The sequence below is a fragment of the uncultured Chryseobacterium sp. genome, from assembly GCF_913776365.1.
In the GTDB taxonomy this organism is placed as follows: Bacteria; Bacteroidota; Bacteroidia; order Flavobacteriales; family Weeksellaceae; genus Chryseobacterium.
Genome location: NZ_CAJYMO010000024.1, coordinates 16,084 through 36,286, shown reverse-complemented (window position 1 = coordinate 36,286; position 20,203 = coordinate 16,084). Strand labels below are relative to the sequence as shown.

Below are 20,203 nucleotides of genomic sequence, written 5' to 3'. Positions count from 1 at the left end.
CTAATAACTAACATCTAAATACAATGTTACAAGTCAATTTTTTACGCGATCACAAAGAGCGCGCTGTAGAAGGTCTTAAGAAAAGACAGTTCAAAAATCTTGAGTTGGTAGACGAAGCAATTGCTGCCGACGAAGAACGGAAAAAAATCCAGTTTGAACTGGATTCCCAGCTTTCGGAAATCAATAAGGTTTCCAAAGAGATCGGAATGCTCATGAAAGAAGGGAAGAAAGAAGAAGCGGAAGCTGCAAAATCTCAAACCTCCAGTCTTAAAGAATCGACATCAGCATTAAAATCGCAGCTGGAGGATAAAGAAAAAGAACTGATCAACATTTTATATCAGTTGCCTAATATTCCTTACGAAAAAGTAAAAAGCGGCGCTTCTGCAGAAGATAATGAGATCATTTACCAGTCCCACGATGTGGAAGGGCTTGGTGAAGGAGCAATTCCGCATTGGGAACTGGCTAAGAAATACAACCTGATCGATTTCGAGCTGGGGGTAAAAATTGCCGGTGCCGGATTTCCTGTCTATTTTGGAAAAGGTGCCAGGCTGCAGAGGGCATTGGTGCAGTACTTTTTAGATAAAAACGTTGAAAAAGGATATACTGAAGTCAATCCGCCTCATGTGGTGAACGAAGCTTCCGGATACGGAACCGGGCAGCTTCCGGATAAGGAAGGGCAGATGTACTATATCCAGGCAGACGAACTATATCTTATTCCAACCGCTGAAGTTCCGGTAACCAACCTGTACCGCGATGTTTTGCTTGATGAAAAGGACCTTCCGATTAAAAATACAGCCTTTTCCCAATGTTACAGAAGGGAAGCGGGAAGCTACGGAGCCCATGTAAGAGGGCTGAACCGTCTTCACCAGTTTGAAAAAGTGGAAATCGTAAGGATAGAAAAGCCTGAAAACTCCTATGCCGTGCTGGAAGAGATGGTAGAGCACATCAAAGAGATCCTGAGCGATCTTGAATTGCCTTACCGTGTACTGAGGCTTTGCGGCGGAGACACCGGCTTTGCTTCTGCTATGACCTACGATTTTGAGGTATGGAGTGCTGCCCAGGAAAAGTGGCTGGAAGTGAGTTCCGTTTCCAATTTCGAAACTTTCCAGGCCAACAGGCTGAAATGCCGTTACAAAACGGAAGGCAAATCCCAGCTGGTGCATACGCTGAACGGCTCTGCTATGGCCTTACCAAGAATTATGGCTGCCTTGCTGGAGAACAATCAGACAGCAGAAGGTATAAAGCTTCCGATGAAAATTGCGGAATATGCAAGATTTGATATAATTGATTAATATATAGAGAGATACCCTTGCAAGAGGGTATCTTCTTTTTAAAGTATATATTTAACTAAAAACAAATAATTATGAAAACACCACTCAGCATTTTTCTTTGCCTTTTCTGGGCTGTTATCTTTGGTATGCCGGCATCTGCAACTACCTGCAAACTTTCATTTCTAAGAACCGTTCATATTGCAGGAATCATTACCGATGCCTCATCTTTTTCTCCGATTGATAATGCCAAAGTATATGATGATAAAGGATTAGTTATTGCCAATACAGACGCTAAAGGGTATTTTAAAGGGACTTTCAGTATTGCCGACAAAGGAGAAGTCCGATTCAGGATAAAGATAGAGAAGAAAGGCTATTCTTCTTTTATACAAACCGAACACTGGCAGATTCCGGAAATTCCGTCAGCGGAATATATTATATTGGAATGAAAGCCGTTAAAAGTACATCCGGTATAAAAGCCTTTTCCGAAATGAGGCAAGGCAGGAACCTTTCATACGACGGTATGTACGAAGGATTACAACCTGTAAAAGATAAAATAAGGATGGAAAATATGCTGGAGGCTGCCAAGGCAGATAATCAAGATATCCTCTTTACAGTAAACGGTTCCTATTACCTGATGAGCGACACCGGCTGGCTGAAGATCAATTCTCCGGATGAACTGGTTTCAGTAGACGGGCAACAGCCTATGAAGGCTTCTGCTATCAATCCGTTATTAAAAAGAAAACAGATTAGACGGATGACGTCTTCCGGATCCGGAGCGCTTTTTTATGAGCTTTATACAAAGTAAGGAGTAGAAAGTTTAGTGCAACTTGCTCTGCACCAGATGTATACAACAATGAAGTTATTATTGATACATGATCTGAAATGTAACGCAAATAAAAACAGACCAGCATAGCTGGTCTGTTTTTATTGTTCTTATTAAATTATATTAATGGCAATTCTGATTTACATGCTCATGTGAGCTGTGATCTCCCGGTAAATGGCAGTCGCCCTGATTATCTTTGGAAACTGTCATTGCTTCAGCTCTCGGGGAAACATAAGGGATTCCCAGTTCCAGTCCGCGGATAATAAATAATCCTCCCAGAATGATCATAACAACCGGTATGACTTTGAGCACCTTTATCCTGAACGCCTGGTTCATGAGGTTTCCGGCCAGAACGACCGCAAACATGAACGGCAGGGTTCCTAATCCGAACAAAGCCATGTAAAGGCCTCCCTGCCATATCCCTCCGCTGGCCAGGCTGGCAGTTAATGCCATATAGACCATTCCGCAGGGCAGGAATCCGTTCAGGATGCCGGTGGTAAACCTTGACCGGTAATCCGACTTCTGCAAGAGCTTTCCCAGATTTGATTTTACCTTAAAAAGAAACCGGGATATAAAAGGAATCTTTGAAGCAAAATCTTTACCGCCGAAAGAGAAAACAGCCATTACAATCAACAGAATCCCTACTGCAATCGTCAGGTATTTCTGGAAACCGGCCATTTCAAAACCTTCACCGATAATTCCCAGCAGTGCTCCCAATAAGGAATAGGTAAAAATCCTTCCGAACTGGTAGGTGAGGTTCTGTAAGTAAAAGTTCGTCGCCTGCTTTTTCGTCAGTCCCATGGAAAGGGCAATCGGTCCACACATCCCCACGCAGTGGAAACCGGAAGCAAAGCCCAGCCCGATGGCCGACAAGATAAGTGCTACTTCCATATCACATCGTAATCCAGGCGGTAATCGGTCTTATCTTTAGTCCAGCTTAATCTCAGAGTATAATTTCCCATTTTCAGCACCTGTGCAGGAATGAGAAAAGATTTACGGGCATCCAGCTGGACGGCTTTATGCACATCCAGATTCTGGTCATCGGTTCTGTTCATCACAAACTTCACCGTGGTATTCGAATTATTATAATCCTGTGGGAAAGTAATCCTGATCCCTTCTTTATCCTGACTATACACAGGCTTTTCCTGCAATTCATCTGCCCTTTTCTTGGCATCGATGACATCCTGGTATTTCAGTTCTTCTTCATAATAATTATCTGTTACCATTTCCGAATTTTTCTGTCCGTTCGGAAAGAGAAACAGCATGGACAGGATAAAAATGATAAATGCGCCCAGTGCGATCACCATTCCATGTCCCCAATTAAAGTTTTTCATTATAAGATTAAAATTGTAGTTTAAACGGTCCCTCAAAATACGTCTGGTAAGAATCGATGAGATTTCCTTTCATGTCATACACCCCGATGGTAATATTCTGCTTGGAAAGGTTCATTTCGCTCTCAGGGAAACTGATATTGATGGTTCCTTTTGTTATTTTATCCCGGTCTACCGGAATTTTGCTGGATCCGCTGTAGATGATCTCTCCGTGTGTCGGTTCAATTACCTTGATGGTGACCAGCTTTTTATCATTTGTCTTGTTAAGGAAGGTATAATTATACGTATTGGTAATTTTTCCGTCCCTTACAAAGAAGGTGCTTCCTGCAGGCTTGATGAATTTTGCCTCCATTTCACCCCTGTTGTAGAGAAGATAACCCAGGAATCCCATGAGCAGGATAAGAATCAGGGCAAAGCCTTTCATTCTTCCCGTAAACTGGAACTGGCTCTGCCGCTCGATTTCATTCTCAGAGGCATAGCGGATCAGCCCTTTAGGAAGACCCACCTTTTCCATTACTTCATCACAGGCATCGATACACGCGGTACAGTTGACGCATTCCAGCTGCTGTCCGTCCCGGATATCGATTCCGGTAGGGCAGACTACCACACACTGGTGACAGTCAATACAGTCTCCTTTTCCTGCCGCTTTACGGTCTTCCCCTTTTCTCCATTTGGCTCTGTTTTCCCCTCTTTTAAAGTCATAGAAAACATTGATGGTATCTTTATCGATAAGAACGCCCTGCAGCCTTCCGTAAGGGCAGACTAATGTACATACCTGCTCCCTGAACCATGCAAATACAAAGTAAAAAGCAGAGGTAAAAAGTACCATGACGATAAAATTGGTAGGGTGGGCAAATGGCCCTTCGGAAATAATTCTGAATATTTCTTTGTATCCCACTACATACATCAGCATAAAGTGGGTGATAATTAATGAAATGATGACGTAAATCGTCCATTTCAATCCTCTTTTCCAGATCTTTTCAGTATTCCATTCCTGCCGGTCGAGTTTCATCTGTTTGTTTCTGTCTCCTTCAATGGCATATTCTATTTTACGGAAAATCATTTCAAGGAAAATTGTCTGCGGACAAATCCATCCGCAGAAAATTCTGCCGAAAGCAATCGTAAATACAATAATGAATATCAGCGAGGCAATAGCACCGAGGGTCAGGATAAAAAAATCCTGTGGAAAAAACGGCTGGCCAAGAATGTAAAATTCCCGGTTGATCACGTTAAATAAAAGAAACGGATTTCCATTAATGGTAATGAAGGGCACCGTAAAATAGAACAGGAGTAAACCTGCACTTACCAGATACCGGTAATTGGTGTATTTTCCTTTAGGCTTTCTGGGATATACCCATTTCCGCTTTCCGGACTGGTCCATAGTTCCTATAGAATCCCTGTATGTTTCAGGTTCTACCACCTGACCCTGTCCGCCGCGTACTTCTATTTCTTCTATGTCTGACATATCTATCAATATTTGAAAAAAGAAAAAACATAATTCGTTACTATCTTTTCATCTAATAACAAATTATGTTTTTTCATATGATTAATTTTTATTTAAAATTATTCTTTCTCCCAATTGGCTTCCGTTCCCTGAGGAGCGGCACCGCCCTGGGCTTCCGTTACCGGAGGCAGTTCCTGGTTGATGTGGTATACGTACGCTGCTATTTTTTCAATCTCAGCTCCCGAAACCTCTCCGTTTTTACCAAAGGCCCTCATCGCAGGATTATTTGGTGAACCGTTCCAGTCCATATGGAATACGTTTTTGAATAACGTTTTCTCAGGCTGGTTGATCCAGTATTTATCGGTAAGGTTAGGTCCGATACCCCCGCTACCGTCTTCTTTATGACAGGATGCACAATTGGTTTTAAACAATTCTTTACCTTCTGCAATGTTATCTGCTGAATATTTAGCAGTTTCAATCGTTACAGGAGGCTGGGTCTTGTTATAGATTTCAATAGCGGCAATCTGCTCTTTGTATTCCTGCTCATACTCATTAAGAGGATGGGCGAAATCAGTGAAAGAATACGCTGCTATATAAAGAATACAAAAAGCAGTCCCAAAATAGAACAAACCTACCCACCATTTCGGTAACTGGTTGTCCAGCTCCATGATTCCGTCGAAACCATGGTCGATAAGGATGTCTTTTTCTTCCGCTGCCGTCTGTTTTTTGAAAGCGGCATTGTATAATCTTTTGAAGTAAGGCACTCTCTTTTCGGCAAGATAAGCTGCTTTTTCCTCAGGAGATAATTTCTTGAATTTGTTGTTCTCCACCAAATCCCCGATGGCTCCGTGGATGTATGCCAGGATACCGGCGATCACCACGGTTCCCCAGAAATAAGGAGATCCCAAAAACGCATAGCTCTGTACAAACAGATAGTAAAAAACAATTAAGAGTCCTACTATGATTCCTATATTTACAACAACCGGTGTTCTTTGTTTCATAATAAATTAATTTTTTAAATTAAAATCATCGTCTTCGTCATCCTGCAGAGGGGCTTCTTCTTCTTCCTTGTAATATTTTTTAGGCCTGCTGAAAACATAGATCACAAGGGCAACGAAGAAAAGCATAAAGAAAATCAGAGCCAGGGTCTGGTAGAAGCCAGCATTGTCCGTATTGGATAATATATCTTTAAAATTCTGAGGTATCATAAGACAAATCTTTTACTATTAGTTATTACTTGCTGTTTTAATTTCAGTTGTCTTAATATCCGTTCCTAATCTCTGCAGATAAGAAATAAGCGCTACAATTTCTTTCTTCTCCAGTTCGCCTTTCGGTCTCTTGGCATAAGCTGCTTTAAGATCAGGTGCTTCAGACATGATATCTTTTACGATTTTCACGGCCTGATTATCTGCCCATGAATTGGCTGAGTCGATTTCAGATTTTGTATAAGGCACTTCAAATGCATTTTTCATCAGCTTCATTTTATCTACCATTTTAGAACGGTCTAAGTTGGTAGCAATCAGCCATGGGTAACGAGGCATGATAGAACCTGCAGACGTTGATCTTGGGTTATACATATGCTTATAATGCCATGAGCTTGGGTTTTTCCCTCCTTCTCTATGTAAATCCGGTCCGGTTCTTTTTGATCCCCAAAGGAAAGGTCTGTCGTAAACGAATTCTCCTGCTTTGGAGTACTGTCCGTTTTTACCGTTAAATCGTACGATCTCATCTCTGAATGGTCTTACCATCTGTGAATGGCAGGCATTACATCCTTCTCTGATATAGATGTCTCTACCTTCCAGTTCCAGCGGAGAATAAGGCTTCACTGCGGAAATGGTCGGTACACTTTTCTTCAATGAAAGCGTAGGAATGATTTCTACCATACTACCGATGGAAATGGCGAACAAAGACAGGATTCCCAGCAATACCGGCGTTCTTTCCAGCCAGAGGTGGGTTCCTTCCCCTTCTTTACGTTTTCCGGTGATATTAGCCAAAGCAGGTGCTTCAGCAGGCACATCTTTCTGGAAAGATCCTTTTCTTACCGTAGCGATAAGATTCACTACCATGAAGAGACCTCCGGTAAGATATAACAATCCGCCTACAAATCTCATTTTATAATAAGGGATGATGGCAGTTACCGTATCCAGCCAGTTTTTCCAAACCAGCGTTCCGTCCGGGTTGAATTGCTTCCACATCAGTCCTTGGGTAAATCCTGAGATATACATCGGCACGGCATAGAAGATAATCCCCAAAGTTCCTAACCAGAAATGCCAGTTAGCCATTTTTACGGAATATAATTTCGTTCTCCAAAGGATCGGGATCAGGTAATAGATTACCCCGAACGCCATGAAACCGTTCCATCCCAGTGCACCTACGTGTACGTGACCGATTACCCAGTCTGTAAAGTGACCGATTTTATTGATGTTCTTGGTTGCCAATAAAGGACCTTCGAAAGTAGCCATCCCGTAGCAGGTAACCGCTACAACGAAGAACTTAAGGATCGGGTTTTCCCTTACTTTATCCCACGCTCCCCTTAAAGTAAGGAGACCGTTAAGCATTCCTCCCCATGACGGGGCAATCAGCATGATGGAGAATCCTGTTCCCACTGCCTGAGCCCATGCCGGTAAGGCAGTATACTGAAGGTGGTGAGGACCAGCCCAGATATATACGAAAATTAATGACCAGAAGTGAATGATTGACAGCTTATAAGAGAATACCGGACGGTCTGCAGCTTTTGGTAAGAAGTAATACATCAAACCAAGAACCGGAGTCGTCAGTACGAAAGCTACCGCATTGTGGCCATACCACCATTGTACGATGGCATCTTTTACCCCTGCGTAAGCTGAATACGATTTCCAGCCGGTGAAGGATAAAGGAACTTCCAGATTGTTGAAAATGTGAAGCATGGCTACTGCAATCCATGTTCCGATATAGAACCATATGGCCACATACAAGTGTCTTACTCTTCTCTTGGCAATGGTAAGGAACATGTTGGCTCCGAAAATAATCCAGGAGAAAGCGATCAAAATATCAATCGGCCATTCGTGCTCTGCATATTCTTTGGAAGTGTTGATTCCCATAAAGAACGTAACATACGTCACTAAAATCATAATCTGCCAGGTCCAGAAATGGATCCATGACAGGGTGTCGCTGTACATTCTTGTCTTCAGAAGACGCTGCAGCGAGTAGTAAACCCCCACGTATACAACGTTCATTACAAAGGCAAAAATTACAGTTGTGGTGTGCAGCATCCTGATTCTACCGAAACCGAATGCCCCATGTGTGTTTATCAACCCCTGGATGCTGCCGCCCATACTGTTTATGGTAGAGTCATCCGTTCCGAATAAAAATTCCGGAAGTTCAGGGTAGAAAAGCATTAATGCAGCCGTAAGACCGAACAAAAACCCTATGATCCCGAAAACGACGGTCGCATAAAGGAAGGCCCGGACAATACTGTTGTCATAACTAAACTTCTGTGTTTCCATATCAACTATTCACTTTTTTCTTCAATTTTTTTATTATTTTCTCCTGTTTCATTCTTGTTTTCTTTGTCGTCTGCATCTTTATTTTCCCTGATTTCATCGGAGTCAAAGAGGATTCTTACAGCCGGAGATTCGTCATCTTCAAACTGTCCTTTCCGGGCGTAAATAATAAACACCACCAGGAAAACTGCAGCTAAGGAAACACTGCACAGGATCATTAAATAGAGAATATCCATTAGACAACAAAATTAACCTATTTTCGGGGTTCAAATTTAATGAAAAATAATGACATTCGTCACGAAATACGGCATTCAGCTAATTTAAAATCAGTCTAAATAAGTGGATTTACGGGCGGTTTTTGAAATATTTCCTCCCCAGGATCCAGGTCGAAAAAGTAGTGAACGAAACCACGGTAATGGAACTGGCAGGCATGATCAGTGCTGCGAAAAGCGGATGCATATGTCCGGTAACCGCGTAGCTCAATCCGACAATATTGTAAAGAAAACTGATTATAAATGTCATTTTCACAATTTTGATAGAGCTCTTGCAAACGTTCAGATACCGGTCCAGCGTCACTACCTTTTCGCCGTCCATAATGACATCCGAGGAAGGGGTGAAGCTATTGGTGTCATCGGCGATGGCAATGCCTACATTGCTCTGTTTCAGAGCGCCGGCATCGTTGAGGCCGTCACCCAGCATGGCAACTTTCAATCCTTTTTCCTGAAGTCCCCGGATATAATTCAGCTTGTCTTCCGGACTCTGGTTAAAAGCCATTCCGCTGTACTGAGGAATCAGTTCTCTCAGCTGGTTTTCTTCCGAAGCATTGTCACCGCTGAGGATAAAAACCTTATAGCCTGTAAGTTTCCTGAACAGGTTCTTCAGGTTTTCACGGTATTCGTTCTTAAAGATGAACTTTCCTGAAAATTCACCGTTCTTGCTGATGTATACTGCTGTTTCAAGGTTTCTGGGTTCCTGGTTGTTGTATTTTGCGGAACCGATTCTGTACACGTTTCCCCTTACGACCGCTTCGTAACCCTTTCCTGAAATTTCGCGGAAATTTTCAACGGTATAGTAATCATCTTTCAGCTCAATAAAATCATACAGTGATTTGGAAAGCGGATGATTGGAATTTTTCAGTAGTGTCTTGATATTCAGCAGGTCGAAATCTTCAATTCCGGAGCCTTCATACCGGATATTTGATTTTTTCCTATGGGTGATGGTGCCGGTTTTATCAAACACTACCGTGTCCAGTTTTGCAATTTTCTCAATGGTAATGGTGTCCTTTACATAGAACTTATTCCTCCCCAGGATCCTCATGATGTGTCCGAAAGTAAACGGTGCTGATAAAGCCAGTGCACAGGGGCAGGCAATAATCAGGATGGCAGAAATTACCTGGAACATCTTGTTCAGATCGATGAAATACCAGTAAGCACCGGCAATCAGGGCAATTCCCAGAATGATAAAGGTGAAGTACTTACTTACACTGTTCGTAAGAGTGTCCAGTCCGGTTTCATGTTTTTTGAAAGCCTCTTTATTCCACAATTGTGTCAGGTAACTCTGGTCTACATTTTTAATCACTTCAAGCTCCAGGGAAGATCCGATCTGTTTTCCGCCGGCAAAGATCTTATCGCCGGGCTGTTTGCTGATGGTGGCGCTTTCTCCCGTAATGAAGCTGTTGTCGATATTGCCTTCCCCGTTAATCAGAATGGCATCCACCGGGATGATTTCCTGATTTCGCACCAGGATGCGGTCCCCGATTTTTACTTCAGACAATAATATGTTGTCCTGCTTGCCTTCAAAATCTACTTTTGTTACTGCAATCGGATAGAATGATTTGTAATCCCTGTCGTAAGAAAGGGCGCTGTAGGTGCGTTTCTGGAAAATTTTTCCGAGCAGCATGAAAAAAAGCAGGCCGCACAGCGTATCAAAGTAACCCGGCCCATAATTGGTGGCTACTTCATAAAGGCTGCGTCCGAAAAGGACGATAATTCCCAGTACGATCGGGACATCAATGTTTACGATCCCGTTCTTCAGCCCGTACCAGGCGGATTTATAATAGTCCGAAGCGGAATAGGTGACTACAGGGATCGCCAGGAAGCACATCAGTGCCCTGAAAAGCCCTTTGTAATGTTCCATCCAGTAATCTTCTCCCCCGATATATTCAGGGAAAGCCAGAAACATACCGTTCCCGAAAGCGAAGGCGGCAATGGCAAACTTTACCAGCAGCGATTTGTCAAGGTGCTCTATATTCTTATCAGCAGTTTCAAGGCTGATGACAGGCTTATATCCGAGGTTGGTCAGGAAATACGCCAGTTCGCTCAGTTTGAAATCATTGTGGTTGAAAGATACCTGCAATGTTTTTCTGGTGAAATTCACCTGTGAATATTTAATGTCCGGGTTCAGGGTATGGAGGCTTTCAAGGAGCCAGATGCATGAAGAGCAGTGGATCACCGGAATTTTGAAGGTCACCAGGCTGGTGTTGCCCTCGGAGAAGTCGGTTACCTTTTCAAAAATTTCAGGCGTATCCAGGTAATCGAACTGACCGGATTGATCTTCTCCCGGACGGATTCCCGCCCTTTTATTCAATTCGTAGAAATTGGATAAATTATTGGCATTCAGAATCTCATAGACCGATTTGCAACCGTTGCAGCAGAAAATCTTCTCATCAAACGAAATTCTTTCCTTCTCGATCCCTTGACCACAATGAAAACAGTTCTCGCTCACCTCCATAAATTATTGAACTACAAAATTATAACAAATTTTTTTGTTTATCGGGTTTAAAAGTTCTATTTTTGTGATAAATATCATGTAAAATGTCGCAGGAACAACAGATTGCCATTGAAGACAGGTTCGCCAGGGTTTTTAATGATAAATCATTCAAAGAACGACTTTCCAGTACTGATTTTGAGAGATATATCAATGCTAAAAAGAAACTGAGTTTCCAGAAGCATGAAACCATTTTTGAAGATGGTGAAGCTCCGAAAGGTGTGTATGTTCTGGAAAAAGGGGCTGCAAAATTATCAAAATCAGGGGCCTTCGGTAAAGACCAGATTTTAAGATTTATTAAAGAAGGGGATATCATCGGCTATCGTTCTTTGCTTTGCGGGGAAAATTTCCAGGCAAAGGCAGAAGCAATGACCGATATTGAAGCTACTTTTCTGCCTGCCGACGTATTCATGTCACTGCTGGAGGTGGATCCCCAGCTTTCATTTGTCATGCTTCAGAAGATTTCCTATGAACTGGGAGAATCTTCCAATACCATTACCTTTCTTGCCCAAAAGACGGTACGGGAAAGACTGGCGGAAATCCTGTTGCTGCTGGAACAGAAACTTGGCGTAGACCCTGAAGGCTTTATCAAAATCTCTCTGACAAGGGAAGAGATCGCCAACATCATCGGAACCGCTACCGAAAGTGCCATCCGGCTGATTTCCGAATTCAAAGGTGACCAGCTGATTGAAGTAGACGGCAGAAACATCAAAATCCTCAACCACGATAAACTCATGAAACTCGGTCACGTAGTTTTATAAATCATAACAATTCCAAGTCGGCCCGGTGCCGACTTTTACCTTTTTAATACCTCAATACATTATGTCTGTTCACTCTGAAATTAAGAAAGTTACAACGGAAACCCTGCGTAAAATGAAGTTCGATAAGGAAAAGATCACCATGCTTACGGCGTATGACTATACAACGGCAAAGATGGTGGATGCTGGCGGAGTGGATGCCATCCTTATCGGTGATTCCGCTGCTAACGTAATGGCAGGCTTCGAAACCACGCTTCCCATTACCCTGGACCAGATGATCTACCATTCCCAGAGTGTGGTAAGAGGAACAGACCGGGCTTTGGTAGTAGCCGATCTTCCGTTCGGGACGTACCAGAGCAATCCTGAAAAGGCGCTGGAATCTGCGGTAAGAATGATGAAAGAAGGGGGTGCCCATGCCGTAAAGATTGAGGGCGGAAAAGAAATTTCAAAATCCATCAAAAAGATCATCAATGCCGGCATTCCGGTGATGGGGCATCTGGGCCTCACTCCCCAATCCATCTACAAATTCGGAACCTATAAAGTAAGAGCCAAGGAAGATGCAGAGGCTGAAAAACTGATTGCCGATGCGCAGCTGCTGGAAGAACTGGGATGCTTTGCTGTAGTCCTTGAGAAAATTCCTGCCGAACTGGCTAAGAAAGTAACGGAAGCCATCACCATTCCGACCATCGGAATCGGCGCTGGAGTAAACTGTGACGGGCAGGTACTGGTGTATCATGATATGGTGGGCATGAACCAGGGATTCAGCCCGAAATTCCTGAGAAGGTACCTGGATCTTTATACAGAAATCACAGGCGCCGTATCCCAATACGTTAAAGACGTGAAAAGTGCGGATTTCCCTAACGAAAAAGAAAGCTATTAATGAGAAACCAGCAATCCATACAGGGAATATTATCCATTGCTGCCTTGCTTTGCCTGCTGGTAGGGTGGTTCAACCTGTTTTCTCCTGAAGTCAACCGTTTACTCTCCGCAAAAGTATTTTATATTCTTATCGGAATCAGCTTCTTTCTGCAGGCGCCTTTCATGAAGAATAAAAATTTCACTTACGGCATGTATGCTGCAGCGGCAGTCTGCGTGGCCGGGGCACTGATTCCTGAAGAAGCAGGACTTTCAAAAATAAAAACACTGGGCCTGCTGGCAGGGATTATCCTGTCTTTTGCAAGCCGGCCTACCTACCGTCAGTAAGCTATGGAGGAGCAGATTGTATATGAAGACAACCATCTTCTGGTGATCAATAAAAAAGTCGGCCAGCTGGTGCAGGGCGATAAAACGGGGGACGAATCCTTACTGGAATCCATCAAAAATTTTATAAAAATAAGAGATAACAAACCGGGTAACGTCTTTCTGGGGCTCGTACACCGGATCGACCGCCCGACTTCAGGACTGGTGATTTACGCCAAGACCTCGAAATCATTATCACGGCTGACCCAGATGGTGAAGAACCGCGAGATCAAAAAAACATACTGGGCCGTGGTGGGGAAAGAAATGATCCCGCAGACCCAGAGGCTGGTTCATTACCTGAAGAAAAACGAAAAAAATAATAAAGCTATCGTTTTCCCGAAAGTGACGGACGGTGCAAAGGAAGCTGTTCTTACTTATCACGTAATCAAAACCCTGGACAATTATCTGCTGCTGGAAATCGACCTGGAAACTGGAAGGCACCACCAGATCCGTGCGCAGCTGTCCAAAACCGGAGTGCCGATCAAAGGAGACCTGAAATACGGCTCGCCACGGTCAAATCCGGACGGAGGCATTCATCTCCATGCCCGCAAACTGGAATTCATTCATCCCGTGACCAAAGATAATATCGAAATCACAGCGCCCGTTCCACAGCATGATGCCATCTGGAGGGCTTGTGAACAATAATTTGTTCTGCTTTATGCCTTCAGGAATACTAATGTCCTGAAGGCCTTACGGAAATCCCCCGCCCTGTTTTCTTTTTCCTTACCCACAAAAAATTTTGCCTGTTCCGGAAAAATAGCTACCTTCGCCTCAGACTTTAGGGGTGTCTGTTGAAAAACAGGCTGAGATTTACCCTTTGAACCTGATCCGGATCATACCGGCGTAGGGAAAAGTGCAATGACTTTGCCGTACATTCTCTTGTACTGTCATGGGCATTCCTAAAGTATGTAAAAATTTAGGAATGGAACTCACAATCAACCACACCCGGAAAATTTTTGATGTACTTCCCGCCACGCTGGAAGCATTATTGGCTATGGAACTTCCCCAAAAGCGGAAAGGCATCGCTGTAGCCCTCAACAACCATATTGTTCCGCAGCATTTCTGGGCGGAAACATTGCTCAATGACAAAGATTCAATTTTAATCATTACTGCCACTCAGGGCGGTTAATCCTCATAAAAACAAAATTGTATGGCTCATAACATCACCCGTTCGCCGTTTCCGAACTCAAAAAAGATCTATGTGGAAGGGAAAATCCACCCCATCCAGGTAGCGATGCGTGAAATAGAACTCAGTCCGACCAAGCTTTCCAACGGAACGCTGGAACACAACCCGCCGGTTACCGTCTACGATACCTCGGGACCGTATACCGATGAAAATTCTGAAATCAATATTGAAAAAGGGCTTCCGAGAATCCGCGAACAATGGATCCTGGACCGGAATGATGTAGAAATTTTAGATGGCATCACGTCCGAATATGGAAAAGCCAGGTTGGCCGATTCCAAACTGGATGAACTGCGGTTTTCGTATAACCACAAACCGAACGTGGCGAAAGAAGGAAAAGAAGTTACCCAGCTGTATTACGCCAAACAGGGGATCATTACCCCCGAAATGGAATACATCGCCATCAGGGAAAACCAAAGAATCGAGCAACTGGAGACCGTTTCCAAAGAAATGGCTTTCCAGCATCAAGGCAACAGCTTCGGGGCAAAGACGCCTAAAAATAAGATCACCCCCGAATTTGTAAGGGATGAAATTGCCGCGGGTCGAGCGATTATTCCCAACAACATTAACCATCCGGAAAGCGAACCGATGATCATCGGACGGAACTTTCTGGTGAAAATCAATGCCAATATCGGGAACAGCGCCGTTTCCTCAAGCATTGAGGAGGAAGTGGAAAAAGCAGTATGGGCCTGCCGTTGGGGAGCCGATACGATTATGGACCTGTCTACGGGAAAAAACATTCATGAAACAAGAGAATGGATCATCCGGAACAGCCCGGTTCCGATTGGTACCGTTCCGATTTACCAGGCACTTGAAAAAGTAAAAGGCGTTGCGGAAGATTTAACCTGGGAGATTTTTAAAGATACACTGATCGAACAGGCGGAGCAGGGCGTTTCCTATTTTACCATCCATGCCGGTGTTTTGCTGCGGTACATTCACCTTACGGCAAAAAGGGTAACGGGAATTGTTTCCAGGGGCGGCTCGATTATGGCGAAATGGTGCCTTTTCCATCACAAAGAAAATTTCCTGTATACCCATTTTGAAGAGATCTGCGAGATTATGAAAAAATACGATGTTGCCTTTTCCCTGGGAGACGGGCTGCGTCCGGGTTCCATTGCCGATGCCAATGATGAAGCCCAGTTTGCCGAGCTGGAAACTTTAGGAGAGCTGACAAAAATCGCATGGAAGCACAATGTTCAGGTAATGATTGAAGGTCCGGGCCATGTTCCGATGCATATGATCAAGGAAAATATGGACAAGCAATTAGAAGAATGTCACGAAGCTCCTTTTTATACGCTTGGTCCGCTGACAACCGATATTGCACCAGGGTATGATCATATCACTTCAGGAATCGGTGCGGCGATGATCGGCTGGTTCGGCTGTGCGATGCTGTGCTACGTCACCCCGAAAGAACATCTCGGACTTCCCAACAGAGATGATGTAAAAGTAGGAGTCATCACTTACAAGCTTGCGGCCCACGCAGCAGATTTAGCCAAAGGACATCCCGGTGCGCAGTACAGGGACAATGCACTGAGCAAGGCCAGGTTTGAATTCCGTTGGGAAGACCAGTTCAATCTTTCTCTCGATCCCGAAACGGCAAGATCGTATCATGATGAAACCCTTCCGGCTGACGGAGCAAAAGTCGCTCATTTCTGTTCCATGTGCGGGCCGAAATTCTGCTCGATGAAAATCACCCAGGAAATCCGGGAATCTGCTGAAAAAGGCATGCTGGATAAATCCCAGGAATTCATCGAAAAAGGGAAGGAGATTTATATATGATCATCGTCATCACGCCTGAACAATCCGTCCGGAATGAAAACGAAATCATTAATGAACTGTTTAAAGAAGGTCTTGAGCTGCTCCATATCAGAAAACCCGCAATGGAAGTAGAAACCATGAGGAAATATATACACAGCATCCAGTCTGATTACCATGAAAAGCTGGTTTTGCATAATCATTATGTACTGGCTGAAGAATTCAGTATTTCCGGGATCCATTGTAAAGAAACTAAAAGACCGGATATTCCGGATTATTTTCTTGACACATATAGAGTATCGACTTCGGTACACGGTATCAATGACTTCAATACGCTGGATTCCCGATGGGAATATGCTTTTATAAGTCCGGTATTTCCAAGTATTTCCAAAGCAGGGTACGGAACGGATACAAAGATTCTGGAAAGTATCCGGCAGAGAGAGAATGATCATTCAGGACTTATTGCTTTGGGAGGAATAAACCAATATAATATCAAAACGGTTTTTTCAGAAGATGTTGACGGAGCCGCTTTGTTGGGAGCCGTTTGGCAAAGTGAACAACCGGTAAAAACATATATCCAATGCAGGAAGAACGCCCTTACGTTATGACAGTTGCCGGTTTCGACCCAAGTGGCGGAGCCGGAATCCTGGCCGATATCAAAACTTTTGAACAGCTGAAAGTCCAGGGATTGGCGGTGTGTACAGCGATGACGATCCAGACCGGTTCCCAATGCCTGGGCCTGGAATGGCAGCCGTTGGATGAGATTGTATCAACAATGGAAGTGCTGATGAAAAGTTATCCTGTCCAGGCAGTAAAAATTGGGGTGGTAAAAGACGCTGCATTTTTAAATGAGATCTTAAAAGTAACTGCGATCAACGCTCCTCAGGCTAAAATAGTCTGGGATCCGGTGCTGAAAAGTACGTCTGAGTTTGCTTTTTTTGATTTGAATACGATTTCAAACGTAAAAAATATGTTAAACAGGTTTGATCTGATTACCCCCAATTATCATGAATATCAGGTTTTGCAAAAGAACGGACTGTTTGAAAACCCGGCGTCTTCATGCGCTGTGCTCATCAAAGGAGGACATCGGGAAGATCTTTTAGGAACGGATATTCTGGTCAATAACGGAGAAGAGATTTCCCTTCGGCCCGGTGATACGTCATCCGTCTATTATCCGAAACATGGTTCAGGTTGTGTGCTGTCATCTGCAGTGGCGGCGTATCTGGCGAAAGGAGAAGACCTTGAAACGGCCTGCCGAAAAGGAAAAGATTACATCGGGCATTTTTTAACGGGCACTCCCGGCTTACTGGGATTTCATTCCTGAAATAAGCGGTTGAGAAATCAGGTGCCTCTTTACAGTAAAAATAAAAAAATGGAAAAATTACAATACATATCCCAGGGCGTCACAAAAGCCGAACAGGAATTCAATATTAAAAAGGCCTTAAATAACGGTGTACAATGGGTACAGGTCCGCTGGAAAAATGCTTCTCAGGAAGAGCTGACAATTCTCTGTGAACAATCGATGAAACTCTGCTCAGAGTACAATGCCGTGTGCATCATCAACGATCATGTTCAAGTAGCAAAGGATATAGATGCGGATGGCGTCCATCTCGGGTTGAAAGACACTGCTGTGGAAAAGGCCAGGCAGATTCTGGGCGAAAATAAAATCATCGGCGGTACGGCTAACATGTTTTCGGATGTACTTCAGAGAATGGCAGAGTCCTGCGACTATATTGGCCTGGGACCTTTACGTTTTACCTCAACCAAAGAACATCTGAGCCCGATCCTGGGTTTCGAAGGCTATGAAAAAATCATTCGGGACCTTCGGGAAAAATCAATAGAAATTCCCAAAATATTTGCCATCGGCGGTGTTCTTTTAGAAGATACCGAACGGTTACAGCAATCCGGGATTTACGGAGTAGCGGTTTCGGGACTGATTACTTCCCGGCCATCCCTCGTCAGTGCATTCAGGACTGCATTGTACCAGGATTCCATGACTTTATAAAACAGATAAAATTTACCTATGAATAATCAGAATTTAATAATTGCCGGCCGGACTTTTGAATCGAGACTGTTTCTGGGAACGGGCAAATTCGGAAACCTTTCGGAAATGACGGATTCCATCATTGCTTCAGGGAGTGAAATGGTAACCATGGCTTTAAAAAGGATTGATTCCCAATCTCCGGAAGATGATCTTCTGAATGCCCTGAAACCGGCCGGAACCCATCTTTTACCGAATACTTCAGGCGCAAGGACAGCGAAAGAAGCAGTATTGGCCGCCCAATTAGCAAGGGAAGCCCTGGAAACCAACTGGGTGAAACTGGAGATCCATCCCGATCCGAAATACCTGCTGCCGGACCCGATTGAAACCTTGTATGCAACGGAAGAACTGGCTAAATTAGGATTCATTGTTATGCCTTACATTCATGCCGATCCGGTGTTGTGCAAACGTTTAGAAGATGTTGGTACAGCAGTCGTTATGCCGTTGGGAGCGCCGATTGGAACCAATAAAGGTTTGAAAACCCTGGATTTTTTAGAAATTATCATTGGCCAGAGCAATGTTCCCGTAGTGGTTGATGCAGGAATCGGGGCTCCGTCTGACGCAGCGAAAGCAATGGAAATGGGTGCTGATGCGGTACTGGTAAATACAGCGATTGCCGTGGCCGGAGATCCTGTGGGAATGGCCCTGGCTTTTAAGGAAGGCGTTATTGCCGGCAGAAGAGCGTATGAAGCGGGGTTGGGAGCAGTTTCAAAACATGCGGAAGCATCAAGTCCGCTGACTTCTTTTTTGTTTGATTAAATCTGAAGCATGAAAAGTTTTACAACTGTTTTTGAACAGTATCAATGGGATGAAATCAAATCAAGGCTGGAAAAAGTAACACGGGCTGATGTTGAAAAAAGCCTTCAGAAAAGCAACCGGACTATTGATGATTTTCTGAATCTTATTTCTCCCGTGGCTGCCGGAAAACTGGAAACTATGGCGCGGATGGCACAGCAGCTTACCCGGAAACGTTTCGGGAAAACGATCCAGCTGTATGCGCCGCTGTACCTCAGCAACGAATGCCAGAATATTTGTACTTACTGCGGCTTCAGCCTGGATAATTCTATTAAACGGAAAACCCTGTCAGATACGGAACTGATGATGGAAGCCTCGGTTTTGAAATCGATGGGCGTAAATCATCTACTGCTCGTGAGCGGAGAAGCCAATAGGACGGTTGGAATTAACTATTTTCTGAATGCCATCACATTATTAAAGCCGCACTTCGCGAATATTTCCATCGAAGTTCAGCCGTTGTCGGAAGAAGAATATAGCCAGCTTCATGACGCGGGAGTGCATGCCGTCCTGGTTTATCAGGAAACGTACCATCAGGAAGTATACAAAGAATACCATCCGAAAGGGAAAAAGTCAAACTTTGGTTTCCGCCTGGAAACCCCTGACCGGATCGGAAAGGCCGGAATCCATAAAATGGGGCTCGGCGTTCTGCTCGGATTGGAGGACTGGAGGGTCGACAGCTTTTTCAACGCGCTCCATATCGATTATCTTCAGAAGCAGTACTGGAAATCTAAGTTTTCCGTATCATTCCCAAGACTGCGGCCTGCGGAAGGAATCATCGAGCCTAATTTTATCATGTCCGACAGAGATCTGCTGCAGTTAATTTGTGCCTACCGTATCTGGAATGAAGATCTTGAAATTTCCATTTCTACCAGGGAAAACGAAACTTTTAGAAACCATATTGTTTCATTGGGAGCCACCGCAATGAGTGCGGCTTCAAAAACCAATCCCGGCGGATATGCCGTTGATAAAGAATCGCTGGAACAGTTTGAAACCAGTGATGAAAGAAGCATGGAAGAAATAAAAAATGTGATCAGGAAGGCAGGCTACGATCCTGTCATGAAAGACTGGGATGTAGTGTATAGCAGAATAGACAACAAATGAAACCATCAATGTATTATGAAATACTTAAGCTTATCAATGTGAGTTAAGTGTAAGTGTATGTACAAATGCAAATATCAATAGAAATAGGCTTGAGTCCATCTGCTACATGTCGGATAATAATTGGATGAGTCAAAATCACAATAAGTTTTGGCTGAAGCCAATTTGAAATTACAATTTTTTATGTCGGGCTAAAGCCCGACGCAATTGATAAGAT

The 20,203-nt window shown here is 43.8% G+C and carries 22 protein-coding genes and 1 riboswitch; of the genes, 14 read left to right on the top strand and 8 right to left on the bottom strand.

Translation table 11 applies throughout. The features are described 5' to 3' along the window. Positions 1 to 23: 23 nt before the first annotated feature. From serS to QZ735_RS01295, 3 genes are all read left to right on the top strand, one after another. Entirely contained in the window at positions 24 to 1,292 is a 1,269-nt protein-coding gene (gene serS / locus QZ735_RS01305) for a serine--tRNA ligase (RefSeq protein ID WP_294243467.1), read from the top strand. Positions 1,293 to 1,363: 71 nt separating this feature from the next. Next, positions 1,364 to 1,717: a hypothetical protein gene (locus tag QZ735_RS01300; RefSeq protein ID WP_294243466.1), complete on the top strand. Its 354-nt coding sequence runs from the start codon at positions 1,364 to 1,366 to the stop codon at positions 1,715 to 1,717. Continuing rightward, on the top strand, positions 1,714 to 2,076 hold the full coding sequence (locus tag QZ735_RS01295) for a hypothetical protein (RefSeq protein ID WP_294243464.1): 363 nt from the start codon (positions 1,714 to 1,716) through the stop codon (positions 2,074 to 2,076). Before QZ735_RS01300 ends, QZ735_RS01295 begins: the two co-directional genes overlap by 4 nt. 141 nt (positions 2,077 to 2,217) lie before the next feature. Here the strand turns inward: QZ735_RS01295 and QZ735_RS01290 are convergent, their stop codons facing one another. The 8 genes from QZ735_RS01290 to QZ735_RS01255 all read right to left on the bottom strand — a co-directional run bounded on the left by QZ735_RS01290 (position 2,218) and on the right by QZ735_RS01255 (position 11,075). Next, positions 2,218 to 2,985, bottom strand: a complete 768-nt coding sequence (locus QZ735_RS01290; RefSeq protein WP_294243462.1) for a sulfite exporter TauE/SafE family protein — start codon at positions 2,983 to 2,985, stop codon at positions 2,218 to 2,220. Further along, positions 2,976 to 3,428, bottom strand: coding sequence for a FixH family protein (locus QZ735_RS01285; RefSeq protein WP_294243460.1), 453 nt, complete (start codon positions 3,426 to 3,428; stop codon positions 2,976 to 2,978). Before QZ735_RS01285 ends, QZ735_RS01290 begins: the two co-directional genes overlap by 10 nt. A 7-nt stretch (positions 3,429 to 3,435) precedes the next feature. Continuing rightward, positions 3,436 to 4,890: a cytochrome c oxidase accessory protein CcoG gene (gene ccoG, locus QZ735_RS01280; protein ID WP_294243458.1), complete on the bottom strand. Its 1,455-nt coding sequence runs from the start codon at positions 4,888 to 4,890 to the stop codon at positions 3,436 to 3,438. 98 nt (positions 4,891 to 4,988) lie between these two features. Next, positions 4,989 to 5,870 carry a cbb3-type cytochrome c oxidase N-terminal domain-containing protein gene (locus tag QZ735_RS01275; RefSeq protein WP_294243456.1) on the bottom strand — a complete coding sequence of 294 codons (882 nt, stop codon included), beginning with the start codon at positions 5,868 to 5,870 and terminating at the stop codon, positions 4,989 to 4,991. 6 nt (positions 5,871 to 5,876) lie between these two features. After that, entirely contained in the window at positions 5,877 to 6,077 is a 201-nt protein-coding gene (locus QZ735_RS01270; protein ID WP_062163294.1) for a cbb3-type cytochrome c oxidase subunit 3, read from the bottom strand. Positions 6,078 to 6,095: 18 nt separating this feature from the next. After that, positions 6,096 to 8,354 (bottom strand): cytochrome-c oxidase, cbb3-type subunit I, encoded by a 2,259-nt coding sequence (gene ccoN / locus QZ735_RS01265; RefSeq protein ID WP_294243449.1) that lies wholly within the window; start codon positions 8,352 to 8,354, stop codon positions 6,096 to 6,098. 5 nt (positions 8,355 to 8,359) lie between these two features. Then, complete coding sequence (gene ccoS / locus QZ735_RS01260) at positions 8,360 to 8,587, bottom strand: cbb3-type cytochrome oxidase assembly protein CcoS (RefSeq protein ID WP_294243447.1); 228 nt, start codon at positions 8,585 to 8,587, stop codon at positions 8,360 to 8,362. A 109-nt stretch (positions 8,588 to 8,696) separates the two neighbouring features. After that, positions 8,697 to 11,075, bottom strand: a complete 2,379-nt coding sequence (locus tag QZ735_RS01255; protein WP_294243446.1) for a heavy metal translocating P-type ATPase metal-binding domain-containing protein — start codon at positions 11,073 to 11,075, stop codon at positions 8,697 to 8,699. A gap of 89 nt (positions 11,076 to 11,164) precedes the next feature. Between QZ735_RS01255 and QZ735_RS01250 the strand changes: the two genes are divergently transcribed. The 11 genes from QZ735_RS01250 to thiH all read left to right on the top strand — a co-directional run bounded on the left by QZ735_RS01250 (position 11,165) and on the right by thiH (position 19,989). Continuing rightward, entirely contained in the window at positions 11,165 to 11,878 is a 714-nt protein-coding gene (locus QZ735_RS01250; protein ID WP_294243444.1) for a Crp/Fnr family transcriptional regulator, read from the top strand. 61 nt (positions 11,879 to 11,939) lie between these two features. Next, the gene (gene panB / locus QZ735_RS01245; RefSeq protein WP_294243442.1) at positions 11,940 to 12,755 is read left to right on the top strand and encodes a 3-methyl-2-oxobutanoate hydroxymethyltransferase; all 816 of its coding nucleotides are present in this window, start codon (positions 11,940 to 11,942) and stop codon (positions 12,753 to 12,755) included. Then, positions 12,755 to 13,078 carry a hypothetical protein gene (locus QZ735_RS01240; protein ID WP_294243440.1) on the top strand — a complete coding sequence of 108 codons (324 nt, stop codon included), beginning with the start codon at positions 12,755 to 12,757 and terminating at the stop codon, positions 13,076 to 13,078. Before panB ends, QZ735_RS01240 begins: the two co-directional genes overlap by 1 nt. Before the next feature lie 3 nt (positions 13,079 to 13,081). Beyond that, on the top strand, positions 13,082 to 13,759 hold the full coding sequence (locus QZ735_RS01235) for an RluA family pseudouridine synthase (protein WP_294243438.1): 678 nt from the start codon (positions 13,082 to 13,084) through the stop codon (positions 13,757 to 13,759). A 125-nt stretch (positions 13,760 to 13,884) separates the two neighbouring features. Further along, a riboswitch (TPP riboswitch) is annotated at positions 13,885 to 13,981 on the top strand. Between the two features lie 55 nt (positions 13,982 to 14,036). After that, entirely contained in the window at positions 14,037 to 14,243 is a 207-nt protein-coding gene (thiS, locus tag QZ735_RS01230; RefSeq protein ID WP_294243436.1) for a sulfur carrier protein ThiS, read from the top strand. A gap of 21 nt (positions 14,244 to 14,264) precedes the next feature. Further along, positions 14,265 to 16,076 (top strand): phosphomethylpyrimidine synthase ThiC, encoded by a 1,812-nt coding sequence (gene thiC, locus QZ735_RS01225; RefSeq protein ID WP_294243434.1) that lies wholly within the window; start codon positions 14,265 to 14,267, stop codon positions 16,074 to 16,076. After that, a complete protein-coding gene (locus tag QZ735_RS01220) occupies positions 16,073 to 16,660 on the top strand; it encodes a thiamine phosphate synthase (protein WP_294243432.1) in 588 nt (195 codons plus the stop codon). Before thiC ends, QZ735_RS01220 begins: the two co-directional genes overlap by 4 nt. Then, positions 16,633 to 17,376, top strand: coding sequence for a hydroxymethylpyrimidine/phosphomethylpyrimidine kinase (locus QZ735_RS01215; RefSeq protein ID WP_294243431.1), 744 nt, complete (start codon positions 16,633 to 16,635; stop codon positions 17,374 to 17,376). Before QZ735_RS01220 ends, QZ735_RS01215 begins: the two co-directional genes overlap by 28 nt. 48 nt (positions 17,377 to 17,424) lie before the next feature. After that, positions 17,425 to 18,057 (top strand): thiamine phosphate synthase, encoded by a 633-nt coding sequence (gene thiE / locus QZ735_RS01210; RefSeq protein WP_294243429.1) that lies wholly within the window; start codon positions 17,425 to 17,427, stop codon positions 18,055 to 18,057. Positions 18,058 to 18,075: 18 nt separating this feature from the next. Continuing rightward, positions 18,076 to 18,852 (top strand): thiazole synthase, encoded by a 777-nt coding sequence (locus QZ735_RS01205; RefSeq protein ID WP_294243427.1) that lies wholly within the window; start codon positions 18,076 to 18,078, stop codon positions 18,850 to 18,852. 9 nt (positions 18,853 to 18,861) lie between these two features. Beyond that, positions 18,862 to 19,989 carry a 2-iminoacetate synthase ThiH gene (gene thiH / locus QZ735_RS01200; RefSeq protein ID WP_294243425.1) on the top strand — a complete coding sequence of 376 codons (1,128 nt, stop codon included), beginning with the start codon at positions 18,862 to 18,864 and terminating at the stop codon, positions 19,987 to 19,989. Positions 19,990 to 20,203 lie beyond the last annotated feature (214 nt).

Coding starts and splice junctions, on each gene's coding strand:
- serS (WP_294243467.1), top strand. CDS start 24: ATGTTACAAGTCAATTTTTTACGCGATCACAAAGAGCGCGCTGTAGAA.
- QZ735_RS01300 (WP_294243466.1), top strand. CDS start 1,364: ATGAAAACACCACTCAGCATTTTTCTTTGCCTTTTCTGGGCTGTTATC.
- QZ735_RS01295 (WP_294243464.1), top strand. CDS start 1,714: ATGAAAGCCGTTAAAAGTACATCCGGTATAAAAGCCTTTTCCGAAATG.
- QZ735_RS01290 (WP_294243462.1), bottom strand. CDS start 2,985: ATGGAAGTAGCACTTATCTTGTCGGCCATCGGGCTGGGCTTTGCTTCC.
- QZ735_RS01285 (WP_294243460.1), bottom strand. CDS start 3,428: ATGAAAAACTTTAATTGGGGACATGGAATGGTGATCGCACTGGGCGCA.
- ccoG (WP_294243458.1), bottom strand. CDS start 4,890: ATGTCAGACATAGAAGAAATAGAAGTACGCGGCGGACAGGGTCAGGTG.
- QZ735_RS01275 (WP_294243456.1), bottom strand. CDS start 5,870: ATGAAACAAAGAACACCGGTTGTTGTAAATATAGGAATCATAGTAGGA.
- QZ735_RS01270 (WP_062163294.1), bottom strand. CDS start 6,077: ATGATACCTCAGAATTTTAAAGATATATTATCCAATACGGACAATGCT.
- ccoN (WP_294243449.1), bottom strand. CDS start 8,354: ATGGAAACACAGAAGTTTAGTTATGACAACAGTATTGTCCGGGCCTTC.
- ccoS (WP_294243447.1), bottom strand. CDS start 8,587: ATGGATATTCTCTATTTAATGATCCTGTGCAGTGTTTCCTTAGCTGCA.
- QZ735_RS01250 (WP_294243444.1), top strand. CDS start 11,165: ATGTCGCAGGAACAACAGATTGCCATTGAAGACAGGTTCGCCAGGGTT.
- panB (WP_294243442.1), top strand. CDS start 11,940: ATGTCTGTTCACTCTGAAATTAAGAAAGTTACAACGGAAACCCTGCGT.
- QZ735_RS01240 (WP_294243440.1), top strand. CDS start 12,755: ATGAGAAACCAGCAATCCATACAGGGAATATTATCCATTGCTGCCTTG.
- QZ735_RS01235 (WP_294243438.1), top strand. CDS start 13,082: ATGGAGGAGCAGATTGTATATGAAGACAACCATCTTCTGGTGATCAAT.
- thiS (WP_294243436.1), top strand. CDS start 14,037: ATGGAACTCACAATCAACCACACCCGGAAAATTTTTGATGTACTTCCC.
- thiC (WP_294243434.1), top strand. CDS start 14,265: ATGGCTCATAACATCACCCGTTCGCCGTTTCCGAACTCAAAAAAGATC.
- QZ735_RS01220 (WP_294243432.1), top strand. CDS start 16,073: ATGATCATCGTCATCACGCCTGAACAATCCGTCCGGAATGAAAACGAA.
- QZ735_RS01215 (WP_294243431.1), top strand. CDS start 16,633: ATGCAGGAAGAACGCCCTTACGTTATGACAGTTGCCGGTTTCGACCCA.
- thiE (WP_294243429.1), top strand. CDS start 17,425: ATGGAAAAATTACAATACATATCCCAGGGCGTCACAAAAGCCGAACAG.
- QZ735_RS01205 (WP_294243427.1), top strand. CDS start 18,076: ATGAATAATCAGAATTTAATAATTGCCGGCCGGACTTTTGAATCGAGA.
- thiH (WP_294243425.1), top strand. CDS start 18,862: ATGAAAAGTTTTACAACTGTTTTTGAACAGTATCAATGGGATGAAATC.